A 16,687-nucleotide genomic window follows, 5' to 3' on the forward strand; every position below is an offset into this window, starting at 1 on the left:
GACCTTGTAGGGAATTTCACGTACAATGCGGCGCTCAAATATTCATGCCCTTGAGAGCTTGATGCAATCAGGGAGTCGGGAAACATAACCCATTGAGGCAGGTAACGATGACAGAACGCGTTCAAGTTGGCGGCATTCAGGTCGCAAAGAATCTGTATGACTTCGTGAACAACGAAGCCATTCCAGGCACCGGTATTGATGCCGACAAATTCTGGGCCGAGTTCGACAAGATTGTGAACGAGCTGGCACCGCGCAACCGTGATTTGCTCGCCAAGCGTGATGCCATTCAAGAAAAGCTGGACACCTGGAATCGTGACCATAAAGGTCAGAAGCTGGACATGGCTGAGTACAAGTCATTCCTGAAAGAAATCGGTTATCTGGTGGATGAGCCAGAAGAGTTCAAGATTTCTACTTCTAACGTAGATCCTGAAGTTGCCACCATGGCTGGCCCGCAGCTGGTTGTGCCGGTGATGAATGCTCGTTTCGCCCTGAACGCTGCTAACGCTCGCTGGGGTAGCTTGTACGATGCACTGTACGGCACCGACGCACTGTCAGAAGAAGATGGCGCTGAGAAAGGTCGTGGCTACAACCCGGTACGTGGTGCCAAGGTAATCGAGTGGGCTCGTAACCTGCTGGACAGCTCTGCACCCCTGGCAGCTGGCAGCCATAAAGATGCGGCCAAATACTACGTTGATGGCGGCAAGCTGGCGGTCAAACTGCAAAATGGCGAAGTGACTGGCCTGAAAGACGAGTCTGGTTTCGTCGGCTTCACGGGAGCGGCTGATGAGCCGACTGGCCTGTTGCTGGTTAAGAACGGCATGCACTTTGAAATCCAGATCGATGCAGCGCATCCGATCGGAAAAGACGACGGCGCGAACGTGAAAGATGTTCTGATGGAGTCTGCTCTGACTACCATTATGGACTGCGAAGATTCTGTTGCTGCGGTCGATGCCGAAGACAAAGTTGTGGCATACAAGAACTGGCTGGGCCTGATGAAGGGTGACCTGGAAGAGTCGTTCGAAAAAGGCGGCAAGCAGGTGACTCGTCGTATGAATCCGGACCGCGCTTACACGGCGGCGGATGGCAGCGACTTGACTCTAAAGGGTCGCAGCATGATGTTCGTGCGTAACGTGGGTCACCTGATGACTAACCCTGCCATTCTTCTGGCTGACGGCAGCGAAGTTCCTGAAGGTCTGATGGATGGCTTTGTTACCTCCTTGATCGCTATCCACGATCTGAAGGGTAATGGCCAGTTCCAGAACAGCACCAAGGGATCTGTGTACATTGTTAAGCCGAAGATGCACGGACCGGAAGAAGTTGCGTTCACGAACGAGTTCTTTGGTCGCGTAGAAGATGCTCTTGGTCTGCCGCGCTTCACGTTGAAAGTGGGCATCATGGACGAAGAGCGTCGCACCACCGTTAACCTGAAAGCCTGTATCCACGCAGCGAAAGAGCGTACGGTCTTCATTAACACCGGCTTCCTGGATCGCACCGGTGATGAAATGCACACCTCTATGGAGTTGGGCCCGTTCATCCGCAAGGGTCAGATGAAACAGGCTGCCTGGATCGGCGCTTACGAGCAGTGGAACGTTGATATCGGTCTTGAGGCCGGCCTTTCTGGTGTTGCGCAGATTGGTAAAGGTATGTGGGCGATGCCAGATCTAATGGCAGGCATGCTGGAGCAGAAGATCGGTCATCCGAAGTCTGGCGCGAACACTGCTTGGGTTCCGTCTCCGACTGCGGCCACTCTGCATGCGACTCACTACCACCAGGTGAACGTGTTTGATGTTCAGAAAGAGTTGGCTAGCCGTCAGCGCGCTGCTCTGGACGATATTCTCACTGTGCCGGTTATGGAAGACCCGTCTTCGTTGACCGCTGAAGACATTCAGCAGGAGCTGGACAACAATGCTCAGGGTATCCTGGGTTACGTTGTTCGTTGGATTGACAGTGGTGTTGGTTGTTCTAAGGTGCCAGACATCAATGATGTGGGCCTGATGGAAGACCGTGCGACTCTGCGTATCTCCTCTCAGTTGCTGACTAACTGGTTGTACCACGGTATCTGCACTGAAGAGCAGATTTTGGAAACCATGAAGCGCATGGCCGCTGTTGTTGACCGTCAGAACGCCAACGACCCGTCTTACCGTAACATGGCGCCAGGCTTCGATGGCATCGCCTTCCAGGCAGCCATGGATCTGGTTCTGAAGGGTCGTGAGCAGCCGAACGGCTACACTGAGCCGCTACTGCACGCTTACCGCCTGAAGGCGAAAGCTAGCCAGTAACAAGGCTTAAGAAATGAAAAACCCCGCTTTTGCGGGGTTTTTTTATGGTTGCCGGATGATGGCGGCGAGGGTTGCCGTGATGTGTCGGCGCCGTGTCAGTCTGCGTGCAACACGTCAGCGGCGTACAGGGTGTTCTCAAGCAGCTTGGCGATGGTCATGGGGCCTACGCCGCCCGGGACCGGGGTAATGAACGCTGCGCGCTCTGAGGCGGCCTCAAAGTCGACATCGCCGCACAAGGAGCCGTTCTCGAGTCGATTGATGCCTACGTCAATGACGGTGGCGCCGGGTTTGACCCATTCCCCTTTGATGATTCCCGGTTTGCCTACAGCGGCGATCAGAATATCGGCTTCACCAACGAATTTTTCAAGGTTGGCTGTGAAGCGATGACATACGGTCGCGGTAGCACCTTTAAGTAGCAGTTCCATGCTCATAGGGCGCCCTACGATGTTGGATGCACCCACAATGACGGCGTGCTGGCCCTTGTAAGGGGTGCCGATGGAGTCGAGTAGGGTGATGACGCCTGCTGGCGTGCAGGGGCGCAGGGTGGGTTTACGCTGCATCAGGCGGCCGATGTTAAACGGGTGGAAGCCATCGACATCTTTGTCTGGGCGAATTTTTACCAGTATAGGGTCTGCGTCCAGGTGCGAGGGTAGGGGGAGTTGCACGAGAATGCCGTCGATTGCCGGATTCTCGTTCAGCTCGTCTACTAGTGCCTCCAGGGCATCCTGAGATGTGTCTTCCGGCAGGTCGTACGACAACGACATAATACCTGCTTGCTCGCAGGCCTTGCGTTTGTTGCCCACATATACCTGTGAGGCTGGGTCGTTGCCGACCAGAATGACCGCCAGGCCCGGGGCTCTGAGGCCTTTCTGTTTGCGGGCTTCAACGCCGACAGCAACTTGCTGTCGAACCTGTGCGGCAATTTCTTTTCCTTTAATTAGTGTGGCGCTCATGTTTCCATCTTGTAGGTTGGGCATGAATAATGGTGTAATAGTGAAGGTCAGGCATTGTCTCATGGTTCAGCATTCTCGCCAACGTAAGTAGGTGGCGTAAATGTTCCTCCCAAGAGGGTCGTGAGAAGGCGCTTTCATAATTATCTAAATGATTTTCAAATTCTTTGTTGACGGATGCGAATCTCGAAGGTAATATGCGCGCCAACTTTGCTGAAGCACTTGTTGTTCAGTCTTATCGGGGTATAGCGCAGTCTGGTAGCGCGCCTGCTTTGGGAGCAGGATGTCGGGAGTTCGAATCTCTCTACCCCGACCATTTTCTGAATATTCAGGTGGGCGAAAGGTCAAGCGCCCGTAGCTCAGCTGGATAGAGCATCCGCCTTCTAAGCGGATGGTCGCAGGTTCGAGTCCTGCCGGGCGCGCCATTAGGCTCTAAGTTCGGTCTGCACCGGGCTCGTCAAACCAGCAAAGTTAAAGCTAGACAGATTAAAGTGCCATAGGGCACTTTTTTAATGTGGTGGACGTAGCTCAGTTGGTAGAGCTCAGGATTGTGACTCCTGCGGTCGAGGGTTCGAACCCCTTCGTCCACCCCACTTTATCTGTATGGCGGTTTCCGAAGATCTGAGTCTTCAGGTCCTATTCGGGCATGCGAGAGTGGCGGAATTGGTAGACGCACTGGATTTAGGTTCCAGCGGGGCAACCTGTGAGAGTTCAAGTCTCTCCTCTCGCACCATCCTTCTTTGTTTTTCTGTTTTTATCCCCATTTTTTACGTTTCCCGCTGTCATCATGCTGTTAAACCGTCATTCTGGTTGGCGCAATGATTCTCTCGGCAGGGTAAACCGTGATAAACTACCGGCTTTTAATTTTGCGTCCCGCTAGAGTGTTTCGCTCTTAAAGGGATTTTGTTTTAATTTTCATTCACATACAGAATCTGTAATTCGAGGATCTTCCATGCAAGTGTCTGTTGAAACGACCTCTAACATCGAACGTCGCATGACGATTGGTGTGCCCGCCCAGGAAATTGATCAGGCGGTTCAGAAACGCCTACAGGAAACTGCTCGCACTGTTCGCTTGAACGGTTTCCGTCCAGGCAAGGTGCCCATGAGCGTGGTTAAGCGTCGTTTCGGTGACAGCATCCGTCAAGAAATCGTTGGCGAAGTTATGCGCGACAACTACATCAAGGCGCTGCAGGAGCAGGACATCAATCCAGCAGGTTGGCCTCGGTTTGAGCCAAAGACCATGGAAGAGGGTAAAGACCTCGAGTTCGTGGCTGTGTTCGAAGTGCTGCCGGAAATCGAGCTGGGCGACCTGAGCAAAATCAATGTCGAGAAGCCTGTTGCTGAAGTAACCGACAAAGATATCGATACCATGATCGATAACCTGCGTCGTCAGCAGGCGCCTATGAAAGAAGTTAAGCGCAAGTCCAAGAACAAGGACGTTGTGACCATCGACTTCAAAGGCACTATTGATGGCGAAGAGTTTGAAGGTGGCGCCGCTGAAGGGCACCGTCTGACTCTGGGCTCTGGCCAGATGATTCCGGGTTTCGAGAAGGCTATCGTTGGCGGTAAGACCGGCGAAGAGTTCGATATCGAAGTGACCTTCCCCGAGGACTACCACAACGAGGATCTGGCGGGTAAGCCGGCTACCTTCGCAATCAAGGTTCATAAAGTAGAAGAGCCTCAGTTGCCTGAGCTGAACGCCGAGTTCTTCCAGAAGTTCGGTATCGAAGCCGAAGATGAAGCCGGGTTCCGTGAAGAAGTTAAGAAAAACATGGAGCGCGAGCTGAAGCAGGCTGTATCCAACAAAGTTAAGAATGACGTTGTTGAAGGTCTGCTGGAAACAACTGAGCTGGACGTTCCGTCGTCTTTGGTTGATCAGGAAATCGATCGTCTGCGCCAGGAAGCCGTTCAGCGCTTTGGTGGTCAGGTAGACTTCCAGCAGCTGCCGAAGGAAATCTTTGAGGATCAGGCTCAGCGTCGAGTTAAGACAGGCTTGTTGTTCCAGGAAGTCGTTAAAGCCAACGATTTGAAAGCTGATGCGGCGAAAGTAGATGAAAAGATTCAGGAAATCGCGTCTACTTACGAGCAGCCAGAAGAAGTGGTAGCTCACTTCAACAGCAACCAGGAGCAGAAGACTCAGGTAGAGTCGGTTGTTCTCGAAGAAGCGGTTGTTGATTTGGTGCTGGGTCAGGCCAAAGTGAAAGAAAAGAAGATGAAGTACGAGGAAGCAGTCAAAGCTGGCCAAGCCCAGCGTTGATAGCTCGGGCATAGCCCTGAGTCGCTTTCTGGAAACAGCCGGTGTATCCGGCTGTTTTCATCTGGGCTCACTGCTGGCAAAGTATAAGGGTATCTTGGCTTTATATTCCGGATATCCTGCTGCAGGAGTCCATGCCCAATGTCTTTAAGGAGTTCAGGCACACATGACGCAAAAACCGTTTGATGGCCCAACAATGATAACGAGCGCCGGTCTGGTGCCGATGGTAATCGAGCAGACGGCACGTGGAGAGCGGTCCTTCGACATTTATTCTCGCCTTCTGAAAGAGCGGGTCATTTTTCTTGTCGGTCAGGTTGAAGATCACATGGCCAACCTGGTCGTTGCTCAGTTGTTGTTCCTGGAATCCGAAAACCCGGATAAGGACATTCATCTGTACATTAACAGCCCGGGTGGTTCGGTTACTGCGGGTATGTCGATCTACGACACCATGCAGTTCATCAAGCCGGATGTAGCTACTTTGTGTATTGGCCAGGCGGCCAGCATGGGTGCGTTCCTTCTCGCTGGTGGCGCAGAAGGCAAGCGTGCATGCCTACCAAATTCCCGCGTCATGATTCACCAGCCATTGGGTGGTTATCAGGGGCAGGCGACGGACATCGAAATCCACACCCGTGAGATTTTGAAGATCCGCAACACCCTGAACACAATTCTGGCGAACCATACTGGGCAGGATCTGGAAACCATTGCTCGTGATACCGATCGCGACAACTTTATGGATCCACACCAGGCGAAAGAGTACGGGCTAATCGATACAGTACTTGATAAGCGCGTACCGAATAACTAATACTGAAAGTCATCGCATCACCCTTGGCCTGCGTATTTAATGTTTCGGCAGGCCAACGAAGAACAGAGGTATTTAAATGGCAGATGAAAGAAACGGCAGAGGCGACGATAACGGCAAGTTGCTGTACTGCTCGTTTTGCGGAAAGAGCCAGCATGAAGTCCGTAAGCTCATCGCAGGGCCCTCGGTTTTCATCTGCGACGAGTGCGTTGATCTTTGCAACGACATTATTCGCGAAGAGATTCAGGAGAATGCCCAGGAAGAAGCGAGTGATCGCCTTCCGGTTCCGGCAGAGATCCGTGACACTCTGAATGAATACGTCATTGGGCAGGATCGCGCCAAGATTGTGCTGGCTGTAGCCGTCTATAACCATTACAAGCGTTTGCGTTACGGCGAAGGCAAGAGTGACGTTGAGCTGGGTAAGAGTAACATTCTGCTGATTGGTCCTACCGGTAGCGGTAAAACGCTGTTGGCGGAAACCTTGGCGCGTACGTTGAATGTGCCTTTTACTATTGCCGACGCCACCACACTGACCGAAGCCGGTTACGTGGGTGAAGATGTTGAAAACATCATTCAGAAGTTGCTGCAAAAGTGTGACTACGATGTAGAGAAAGCCCAGCGCGGCATTGTCTATATTGACGAAATCGACAAGATTTCCCGTAAGTCAGACAACCCGTCTATCACTCGAGACGTGTCTGGTGAAGGCGTGCAGCAGGCGCTGCTGAAGCTGATCGAAGGTACGGTTGCTTCGGTGCCCCCGCAGGGCGGTCGAAAGCATCCTCAGCAGGAGTTTCTCCAGGTAGATACCGGAAACATTCTGTTTATCTGTGGCGGTGCCTTCGCCGGCCTGGAAAAGGTTATTCAGGAACGTTCAGAGCGCAGCTCTATCGGTTTCTCGGCTACCGTGAAGAGTCAGGACGACAGTAAGAGTGCTGGCGATATCATTCAGGACGTAGAAACGGAAGATCTGGTTAAGTTCGGTCTGATTCCGGAGTTTGTGGGTCGTTTGCCTGTTGTGGCGACACTCACAGAGCTGGATGAAGATGCGCTGGTGCAGATTCTGACCGAGCCTAAGAACGCCTTGACCAAGCAGTACCAGAAGCTGTTTGATCTGGAGGGTGTTGAGCTGGACTTCCGCGACGACGCGCTGCGCGCAGTCGCTCGTCAGGCTATGTCGCGTAAAACCGGTGCTCGAGGCCTGCGTTCCATCATGGAAGCGACGCTGCTGGATACGATGTACCAGATTCCGTCTGAGACAGACGTATCCAAAGTGGTGGTTGATGAAAGCGTGATCAACGGTGAATCAGAGCCGTTCAAGATCTACGCCAACAGCGATCATGCGAAGGCTGCATCCGAAGACTGACTTTCGCAGCTGACGAAAGATCGGTTACCTGAAAAGGGGCGTTTAACGCCCCTTTTTCATGGCTGCTGATAAAATACCCGTCAAGAATTTTACCCTGTAAAAAGATTGCAATTTTGGTCTGCGCCCCAATGATGGGTGATATGCTGAATAAAATGCTTTCAGAGGATTCTCTATGACCCTTATATCCGAAGAAACCGTGCAAGAATATCCGCTGCTTCCGCTTCGCGATGTGGTGGTGTTTCCGCACATGGTGGTGCCACTGTTTGTAGGACGCGAAAAGTCCATTCAGGCACTCGAAGCCGCGATGGAGGGTAGTAAAGAGATTTTGTTGGTTGCACAGAAGGATGCGGCCACAGACGAGCCGGGTTCGGCTGACGTGTTTGAAATGGGCACACTGGCGACCGTGTTGCAGATGTTGCGGTTGCCGGACGGTACCGTGAAAGTGTTGGTAGAAGGTAATGCCCGAGCCAGTATTTCTGGTATCGAAGAAGGTGATTACCTAACTGCCGGCGCCGTACTGATGGACGAAGATCAGTTGCCTGAGCGCGAACAAGGTGTATTGATCAAAACCCTGCAAGGTGAGTTTGAAAAGTACGTAAAGCTCTCTAAAAAAGTGCCGTCTGAAGTCTCTAATTCCCTGACCGGCATTAACGAGATTGATCGGTTGGTGGACACCATGGCGGCGCATCTCGATATGCAGATTCCTGAAAAACAGGAGCTTCTGGAAGCGCTGGATATCCGTAAGAGGGTAGATCTGCTGCTCGGCAAGCTAGACAGCGAAACGGATCTGATTGAAGTTGAAAAGCGTATCCGTGGTCGCGTTAAGAAGCAGATGGAGCGCAGCCAGCGAGAGTATTACCTGAACGAGCAAATGAAGGCGATCCAGAAAGAGATGGGTCAGCTCGGTGAGGGGAATAACGACTTCGAAGAGCTGGAGCAGAAGCTGGAAGAAGCCGGCTTGCCGGAAGAGGCTCGCAAAAAGACCGAGGCCGAGCTCAATAAGTTGAAGATGATGTCGCCCATGTCTGCCGAGGCAACGGTGGTTCGTGGCTATATCGACTGGATGCTGGCAGTGCCCTGGAAAAAACGTAGCCGGGTGCGCCACGACCTCGAGAAGGCTCGTGAGATTCTGGACAAGGATCATTACGGTCTGGATGAAGTCAAAAAGCGGATTCTCGAGTATCTGGCAGTTCAGAGCCGGGTGAAAAAGGTGAAAGGCCCTGTGCTTTGCCTGGTTGGGCCTCCGGGCGTGGGTAAGACCTCGCTTGGCCAATCCATTGCGAAAGCAACCAATCGCAAGTACACCCGCATGGCGCTGGGTGGCGTTCGCGATGAAGCCGAGATCCGTGGTCACCGGAAAACCTATATCGGGGCTTTGCCGGGCAAGTTGCTGCAGAAACTGTCGAAGGTTGGCGTAAAGAATCCGCTGTTCCTGTTCGATGAGATCGACAAGATGGGCATGGATCATCGTGGTGACCCCGCGTCTGCGTTGCTGGAAGTGCTCGACCCGGAGCAGAACCACACCTTTAACGACCATTATCTGGAGGTGGATTACGACCTCTCCGATGTGATGTTTGTATGCACATCGAACTCTATGGATATACCTCCGGCTCTGCTGGATCGGATGGAAATTATCCGCATCCCGGGTTACACCGAAGATGAGAAGGTCAACATTGCGCTGAGATACCTGTTGCCAAAGCAGATTGTGGCGAATGGTTTGCGTAAGAACGAATTGGAAATGCCGGAAGAAACGCTGCGGGACTTGATTCGTTATTACACTCGTGAAGCGGGTGTTCGAGGGCTGGAGCGTGAAATCGCCAAGATCTGCCGGAAGGTCGTGCGGGAGCACGTTGAGAGCAGCGACAAGGCTTCGGTAACGATTACGCCAGAGATGTTGGAAGACTATTCGGGCGTGAAGAAGTTCAAGTACGGCCTTGCCGAAGAGAGCAATCAGATTGGTCAGGTGACCGGTTTGGCCTGGACCCAGGTTGGCGGGGAATTGCTAACGATTGAGTGTGCCTTAACGCCGGGTAAAGGTCGGGTTGTGAAGACCGGCTCCCTCGGTGATGTCATGCAGGAGTCGATACAAACGGCTCTCACTGTGGTCAGAAGTCGTGCAACCGGGCTTGGCGTAGCCGACGATTTCCATGAAAAGCACGACTTACACGTGCACGTTCCGGAAGGTGCAACGCCAAAAGATGGTCCGAGTGCGGGTATCGGGATGTGCACAGCTCTCGTTTCTTCACTCACGAAAATACCGGTCCGCGCTGACGTTGCTATGACCGGGGAGATTACCCTTAGAGGTCGCGTATTGCCGATCGGCGGCCTTAAAGAGAAGCTCCTTGCGGCCCACCGCGGCGGCATAAAGACCGTCTTGATTCCGGACGAAAATGTTCGTGATCTCAAAGAGATACCGGAGAATATAAAGGAATCGCTCGAGATTAAGCCGGTTAAATGGATCGATGAGGTGCTGGATATTGCGCTGGCTTATCCGCCCGAGCCGAGAGCGGAAAAAGGCGAGGATAAAGCGTCCTCTTCGAAGAGTAACGACGATTCCAGTGATGCTGCAGAGCGCATAAATACACATTAAACACTGGATGAGTTGTTGACATGCCGGAGAGCCCATTGGTATAACTGTTTCGCCGTGAAGCAGCCAATACCAAGGGCTCCCGCGCAGTATGTGCCTATTCCAAACATCGGTTAATCGCCGCAAGGAATAATAATAGTGAAGAATGGAATTCTCCGACCGCTTATGCGATAGTCGTGAGCGTCCGCGAAAAACAAACCAACCTATAACATCTTCAACCTGACATCGAAGGGGTTTAGTGTGAACAAGTCCGAACTGATTGATGCAATTGCAGAATCCGCAGATATTTCTAAAGCTGCAGCTGGCCGTGCGCTGGATGCTATGACGAACACCATCACTGGTGCTCTGAAGAACGACGATCAGGTTACTCTGATCGGCTTCGGTACCTTTTCTGTGAAAGAGCGCGCCGCCCGTACCGGCCGCAACCCGCAGACTGGCGCTGAGATCAAGATTCCGGCCTCTAAGGTGCCTGGATTCAAGGCAGGCAAGGCCCTGAAAGACGCTGTTAAGTAATAGCTCTTTCTCTGGCAGCTTCCGCTGGCGGGAGTTGCCATAAGAATTCAAGGCGCATTCCGATCAGGGTGCGCCTTTTTACGTTAAAGGCAGCCGGGGCTACAGCTCGCACAATAATCACCAGCACGACCTTGAACAGGGATTCAGAACTAACATGCTTCAAGATATTCGGGATAACGCCCAGAGTACTATCGCCAAGGTAATCGTTGGCCTTTTAATTGTTTCCCTTTCCATCTGGGGAATGGATGCCATTATTGGCGGTTTTTCCGGTGAGCCCGAAGTGGCTACGGTGAATGGCACCGACATCACCGAACGAGAGTTTCTCCGAACCGTTCAGCTGGAAACCCAACAGCGTCTTATGCAGATGGAAAATCCAGATCCATCTTTAATCGATGAAGATCAGTTACGCACAGACGTTCTCGAAGCCCTTATTCAAGAGGCGGTCCTGACACAAGACGCGCAAAAGCAAGGGCTAGAGTTGTCGGATGCCGATATCGATGCTTTGATCACTCAAATGCCACAGTTCCAGGTGGACGGTAAGTATAGCCCTGAAAGATTCGCGGCAACGGTTCGTAATCTGGGCATGGGCGTTGCCGAGTTCCGGGCCAGCATGCAGAAAAGCTACGTCACCAACCAGATTCGCGCTGCGATTGCCCAAACGGCATTAGCGGCACCCGAGAGTGCGGCTCAGCTGCTGTCGATTCAAAATCAGACCCGGGATTTCCGTGTCCTGTCGCTGTCCCAAGACGAAGTTGTTGACCAGGTGTCCGTGACAGATGAGGATATCGCGGCCTACTACGACGAGAACAAAGCCCAATTCCAAGAGCCGGAAAACGTTGATGCAGTCTATCTGACGCTGTCTCAGGCAACATTGGCAGAAGCCGTTGAAGTGAGTGAAGACGAGCTGCGCGCCGAGTACGATTCTCGGGCAGAGCAGTTCGCGCGAGAAGAGCGTAAAGCTGCCCATATCTTGATTGAAGCGGGAGCTGAAGCAGACGAAACCTTGTCCACCATTCAATCTCGGTTGGATGCTGGTGAATCATTCTCTGAGCTCGCAAAAGAGTTCTCGGCAGACACAGTTTCTGGTCGCGATGGGGGTGATTTGGGGTACGCAGGTCGCGGTGTTTATGACGAAGCGTTTGAAGAAGCGCTGTTTGCACTGGAAGAGGGTGAAATCTCTGAACCCGTTGAAACCAGCTTTGGTATCCACCTGATTCGCTTGGATGATGTTCGTCGTTCCGACGTTCCAGCATTCGAAGAGCTGGAAGGCCAACTGCGTAATGAGTTGGCTCGAGCCAAAGCGGAAGAGCGCTATGTTGAAGTTCGTGCCGACTTGGCAGACGCTGCCTATGCGGCAGATGACCTAGCGGGGCCTGCAAACGAGCTGGGGCTGGAGCTGCGTGAAGTTCAGGGTGTCACCCGTGATGGCGGTGTAGCACCGTTTGATCATGCCGGCTTGGTGCGCCAGCTGTTCTCTGCGGATGTATTGGAAGATGGTTATAACACTGAGCTGATCGATGTGGGCGATAACGTCTCCATTGTAGCGCGTGTTAAAACCCACCATGAGGCCCGTCAGCTTGAATTGGCTGATGTTCGGGATGACATCAAAGCAACTCTTGAAGTGATGGCCACACGAGAAGCGTTGCAAGCGAAGGCGAACAATCTGGTAGCTGAAATTGAAGCTGGCGAGAGCGTTGAGGACGGCAGCTGGAAGCAGTATGAAGCCCAAGGGCGTGGCGCTGCCGGCGATCTAAGCCAGCTGGTTCTGCGCAAAGCATTCACCATGCCTCGCCCCGGTGGCGAGCAGCCTTCGGTGGACGCAGTTGTGGGCTTGGCGGAAGCGCATATTATCGTGCTTGATGCGGTTAACGAAGGTGACGTTGATCGTGAAAACCCCGAGTTCCAGCAAGTTCAGCAGTTCCTGACGCAGCTGGAAGGTCAGCGCGAATACGCGGTATATCAGCAATACCTGAGAGAAACCGCTGAGGTGGAACGTAACTGATCCATCGCGCAAAAGAAAAAGGGTGCTTCGGCACCCTTTTTTTATGTCTTGGGATTAAGAGGGAAGCGCGTAGCTTTAAGGCTCTCTTTTACCTTTTTGAGGTGATTAAGGAAATCGGGGCCTCGCTTCAAAGTAACACCCGTCGCCAGGATGTCGATCACGGTTAGGTGAATAATGCGTGAGGACATAGGCATATACACTTCAGTGTCTTCCGGGGAGGTCACCCCTAGAACGGTGGTGCACACCTCGGCCAACGGTGAGTCCGGATTGGTAATTCCTATCACTGTAGCGCCATTGCTGCGAGCCAGTTCGGCTGATTCGACCGACTCCCGTGTGCGGCCGGTATAGGAAATCACCACAATGGTATCTCCAACGCCGGCTCCGGCGGCGATCATTCGTTGCATCAGTGCGTCTTCGTAAGCGGATACCGGCGTATTAAACCGGAAGAACTTATGTTGGGCGTCCATCGCTACCGAAGCGGATCCGCCCATACCAAAGAAGATGATCTGTTTTGCCTGAATCAGGTAATCCACTACCGTTGCAATAGAATCGGGGTCTAGGGCCTGACGGGCTTTATCCAGGCTGGCGATGGTGCTGAGCATGATCTTGTCGGCATAATCAGAAGCACTGTCATCGGGTTTGATATTCTCCCCGACATAGGGCGTGCCAGTGGCGATGCTTTGTGCCAGACGTATTTTGAAATCGGGAAAGCCCGTGGCCGAAAAGCCGCGGCAAAAGCGGTTAACGGTCGGTTCACTGACATCGGCAGCCCTGGCCAGTGCGGCAATGCTGTAGCGGGTTGCAGCACTGGGGTCGCGGAGAATGGCGCCGGCAACTTTACGCTCGGATTTGTTAAGAGTTTCCAGGCGGTTCTGGATTTCTTCCAGTAAATTCTCTTCTCTACGGACCGCACTGACTGCCATACCGATTACTCCCTGTCTTCACGCAATATGAGCAATGAAGCTGCATTATACCTGTCTTCAGTTAAAATCTGAGTAGTAAAAACGTCATAACTGGTGGGGCTCCTTGGATTCCATGATCGGCAGTGTCATTATTTAGCTAAAGTTACGACAATAATGCGCCACTGGGATGGGGAGTCGAATGTCTGAGCCACTGCCAGCCTCTTGTGATCTTATGCTTTTCGGAGCGCTGGGGAACCTCGCCCGAAAGAAGCTGTTTCCCGCGCTCTACCAACTGGATCGGGCCGGTTTGCTTGCAGAGAACAGTCGTATTCTGGCCATTGCCCGGCGTGACTTGAGCCTCGAAGAGATGAGAGCGGGATTGATCGAGAATCTGAAAGCGGCGGTTGCGGACGATGAGTTCGATCCGGAGTTGGCAGCCAGCTTTGCCGCTAGGGTGGACTACCAGCTTCTCGATTTCACCGACACCGCAGCTTTCTCTGAACTGAACAGTTGGCGCAACTCCGAGAATCATCTGATCGTTTACATGGCGACACCGCCCGCCATGTACGGGGAAATTGCGCGCAATCTTAAAGATCAAAGCTGTTGCACGGCACGTACCCGGGTCGTCGTGGAGAAACCGATAGGTCATGATTTGGCATCGTCGAAGGTGATTAATGATGCCTTGGCTGAGGTATACGACGAAAGCCAACTCTTTCGTATCGACCATTACCTGGGTAAAGAAACGGTCCAGAACCTTATCGCCCTGCGTTTTGCCAACAATCTGTTCGCTTCCCAGTGGGACCAGAATCACATCTCTCACGTTGAAATTACCGTGGCCGAGAGCACTGGCATCGATGGTCGCTGGGGGTATTTTGATAAGGCCGGGCAGGTTAGGGACATGATTCAGAATCATTTGCTGCAATTGCTCTGCCTGATTGCTATGGACCCCCCGGCTGACTTGTCAGCGGACAGTATTCGAGACGAAAAGGTCAAAATCCTGAAAGCGCTGAAGCGGATCACGCCGGATATGATGGGGCAGTACGTGGTGCGAGGCCAGTACGCAGCAGGTGCCAGTAATGGCAAGGTGGTGCCGGGATATTTGGAGGAAGACGGTGCCGACAAGGCTAGCCTCACGGAAACGTTTGTTGCCCTAAAAGTAGAGATCGATAATTGGCGTTGGTCAGGCGTGCCTTTTTACATCCGTACCGGCAAACGTATGCCCGAAAAAATGGCTCAGATCATTATTCATTTCAAGCCGGCTCCACATTACATTTTTGATCCCGACCAGAAGCACTTGGCTAACAACAAACTGATCATTCGGCTTCAGCCCGATGAAGGCATGGCTCTGAAAATCCTCACCAAAGAACACGGCTTGGATAAGGGTATGCGGTTACGCCAAGGGCCGCTCGAGCTGACGTTTTCTGAAACCTTTGGTGCTGAGCGTATACCGGATGCTTACGAACGGCTGTTGTGGGAGGTGATGCGGGGTAGCCAGTATTTATTCGTTCGGCGTGATGAAGTTGAGCACGCTTGGCGCTGGGTAGACCAGATTATTCAAAACTGGCATGACCTGGGAGAGCCGCCAAAACGCTACGCAGCTGGTACGTGGGGACCGGTCGCATCCATTGCGCTGATTACGCGAGACGGTAGGAGTTGGTATGAGGATGTCTGAATTGCAGCTCCCGGAGGGTGTTGTTCCGCATTTGGCGGAGACGCAGGACGCCGTCGCTCAAATGCTCGCCGATCAGGTCGCGGAATGTTTAAGGCTCCACCTTGCTGAAAACCCCGAGGCAACGCTGGTTGTTTCGGGTGGGTCAACGCCTCTACCATTTTTCCGGGCATTGCGGGAAAAGCCATTGGAGTGGGCTAGAGTGAAAGTGGCACTGGCAGACGAACGCTGGGTACCGGTGAGTGATCCGGCCAGCAATGCGGCCTTGGTGCAATCGGAGCTGTTACAAGGAGCGGCGGCCGATGCCCGGCTTGTGCTGTTTCATTATGCAAACAAAGGAGCGCTGGATGCGTTGCCTGAGCTCGAGGCTGCTGCAGCCGAGTTACCTTTGCCGATCGATGTTTTGGTGTTAGGCATGGGTAATGACGGTCATACCGCGTCGCTGTTCCCGGATGCGCCAGAGTTGGCGCGCGCCATGGACCTTTCCGTGGAGCAGCGGGTAATGGTGATGACGCCGCCGTCACAGGCGCACCAGCGGGTGACCTTAACGTTGCCGGTTTTAACGCAAGCTCGGTTTACGGCGCTGCACCTGAAAGGACAAGACAAGATTGCCACCTTGGCTCGAGCTATTGAAGCTCCGGCCGATTGGTCAGCCATGCCGATTCGCGCTTTCCTCCAAGCCGGATTGCACGTTTACTGGAGCCCGTGATGCCACAACTCTCGAACGACCATAAGCTGGAAATTGAGAAGATACTGACGCGATCGCCGCTAATACCTGTAATTACCGTTAATCGTTTGGATGATGCGGTACCTTTGTGTAAGGCGTTATACGAAGGAGGGCTGGGTGTTCTTGAGATCACCCTGCGTACAGAGTTTGGCGTCGATGCCATCCGCTTGGTCCGCGAAGCACTGCCGGATGCACTGGTAGGCGCTGGATCCGTGACCAGCATTGCGCAGTATCGCGAGGTTGAACTGGCCGGAGCCCAGTTTGTGATCACTCCCGGCGTTACCGAAGCGGTTCTGGAATTTGGGGTAACCTCTGAAGCGCCTTTGTTGCCGGGTATTTCGACGGCCTCAGAACTGATGATGGGCCACATTCACGGCTACCGGCATTTCAAATTCTTCCCGGCAGAGGTGGCAGGTGGAGTTGCCGCGCTCAACGCGTTGGCCGGCCCGTTTCCTGATGTGAAGTTTTGTCCCACAGGGGGGATTCGCCAAGATACGGCGGCTGACTACCTGAAACTCGAGAATGTCTCCGCGGTGGGTGGCAGCTGGCTAACACCGGCTGACAAAATTGCCGCGAAAGACTGGGCTGCGATCACGGGTATCGCACGCACCAGCCTTGTTGATGCCAAACGACAGAGCTAGC

General features: G+C 53.1%; 12 protein-coding genes and 4 tRNA genes. 14 read left to right on the forward strand and 2 right to left on the reverse strand.

What is annotated here, in order from left to right; translation table 11 throughout:
• Positions 1-107 precede the first annotated feature (107 nt).
• Positions 108-2,279 carry a malate synthase G gene (locus DOQ08_RS03285; RefSeq protein WP_114333460.1) on the forward strand — a complete coding sequence of 724 codons (2,172 nt, stop codon included), beginning with the start codon at positions 108-110 and terminating at the stop codon, positions 2,277-2,279.
• Positions 2,280-2,374: 95 nt separating this feature from the next.
• Here the strand turns inward: DOQ08_RS03285 and folD are convergent, their stop codons facing one another.
• Positions 2,375-3,232, reverse strand: a complete 858-nt coding sequence (folD, locus tag DOQ08_RS03290) for a bifunctional methylenetetrahydrofolate dehydrogenase/methenyltetrahydrofolate cyclohydrolase FolD (protein WP_114333461.1) — start codon at positions 3,230-3,232, stop codon at positions 2,375-2,377.
• Between the two features lie 236 nt (positions 3,233-3,468).
• Here folD and DOQ08_RS03295 point away from each other — a divergent pair.
• From DOQ08_RS03295 to DOQ08_RS03340, 10 genes are all read left to right on the forward strand, one after another.
• A tRNA-Pro gene (locus DOQ08_RS03295) sits at positions 3,469-3,545 on the forward strand.
• Positions 3,546-3,577: 32 nt separating this feature from the next.
• A tRNA-Arg gene (locus DOQ08_RS03300) sits at positions 3,578-3,654 on the forward strand.
• Between the two features lie 92 nt (positions 3,655-3,746).
• Positions 3,747-3,822, forward strand: a tRNA-His gene (locus tag DOQ08_RS03305).
• Between the two features lie 55 nt (positions 3,823-3,877).
• Positions 3,878-3,962: transfer RNA gene (locus DOQ08_RS03310), tRNA-Leu, on the forward strand.
• 219 nt (positions 3,963-4,181) lie between these two features.
• Positions 4,182-5,486: a trigger factor gene (gene tig / locus DOQ08_RS03315; RefSeq protein ID WP_114333462.1), complete on the forward strand. Its 1,305-nt coding sequence runs from the start codon at positions 4,182-4,184 to the stop codon at positions 5,484-5,486.
• Between the two features lie 163 nt (positions 5,487-5,649).
• The gene (gene clpP / locus DOQ08_RS03320) at positions 5,650-6,285 is read left to right on the forward strand and encodes an ATP-dependent Clp endopeptidase proteolytic subunit ClpP (RefSeq protein ID WP_114333463.1); all 636 of its coding nucleotides are present in this window, start codon (positions 5,650-5,652) and stop codon (positions 6,283-6,285) included.
• A 76-nt stretch (positions 6,286-6,361) separates the two neighbouring features.
• Complete coding sequence (gene clpX, locus DOQ08_RS03325; RefSeq protein ID WP_114333464.1) at positions 6,362-7,645, forward strand: ATP-dependent Clp protease ATP-binding subunit ClpX; 1,284 nt, start codon at positions 6,362-6,364, stop codon at positions 7,643-7,645.
• Between the two features lie 172 nt (positions 7,646-7,817).
• Complete coding sequence (gene lon / locus DOQ08_RS03330; RefSeq protein ID WP_114333465.1) at positions 7,818-10,235, forward strand: endopeptidase La; 2,418 nt, start codon at positions 7,818-7,820, stop codon at positions 10,233-10,235.
• A 237-nt stretch (positions 10,236-10,472) separates the two neighbouring features.
• Entirely contained in the window at positions 10,473-10,745 is a 273-nt protein-coding gene (locus DOQ08_RS03335; RefSeq protein ID WP_114333466.1) for an HU family DNA-binding protein, read from the forward strand.
• Between the two features lie 154 nt (positions 10,746-10,899).
• Positions 10,900-12,747, forward strand: coding sequence for a SurA N-terminal domain-containing protein (locus DOQ08_RS03340; protein ID WP_114333467.1), 1,848 nt, complete (start codon positions 10,900-10,902; stop codon positions 12,745-12,747).
• A gap of 41 nt (positions 12,748-12,788) precedes the next feature.
• Here DOQ08_RS03340 and hexR read toward each other — a convergent pair whose 3' ends face one another.
• On the reverse strand, positions 12,789-13,670 hold the full coding sequence (gene hexR / locus DOQ08_RS03345; protein WP_114333468.1) for a transcriptional regulator HexR: 882 nt from the start codon (positions 13,668-13,670) through the stop codon (positions 12,789-12,791).
• A gap of 178 nt (positions 13,671-13,848) precedes the next feature.
• Between hexR and zwf the strand changes: the two genes are divergently transcribed.
• The 3 genes from zwf to DOQ08_RS03360 are packed head-to-tail and all read left to right on the forward strand — an operon-like array spanning position 13,849 to position 16,686.
• Positions 13,849-15,321, forward strand: coding sequence for a glucose-6-phosphate dehydrogenase (zwf, locus tag DOQ08_RS03350; RefSeq protein WP_114333469.1), 1,473 nt, complete (start codon positions 13,849-13,851; stop codon positions 15,319-15,321).
• Positions 15,314-16,027: a 6-phosphogluconolactonase gene (gene pgl, locus DOQ08_RS03355; protein WP_206074767.1), complete on the forward strand. Its 714-nt coding sequence runs from the start codon at positions 15,314-15,316 to the stop codon at positions 16,025-16,027. The genes zwf and pgl overlap by 8 nt, the downstream gene beginning before the upstream one ends.
• A complete protein-coding gene (locus DOQ08_RS03360) occupies positions 16,027-16,686 on the forward strand; it encodes a bifunctional 4-hydroxy-2-oxoglutarate aldolase/2-dehydro-3-deoxy-phosphogluconate aldolase (protein ID WP_114333471.1) in 660 nt (219 codons plus the stop codon). Before pgl ends, DOQ08_RS03360 begins: the two co-directional genes overlap by 1 nt.
• Position 16,687 lies beyond the last annotated feature (1 nt).

The sequence above is a fragment of the Marinobacter litoralis genome, from assembly GCF_003336705.1.
Taxonomy (GTDB): Bacteria; Pseudomonadota; Gammaproteobacteria; order Pseudomonadales; family Oleiphilaceae; genus Marinobacter; species Marinobacter litoralis.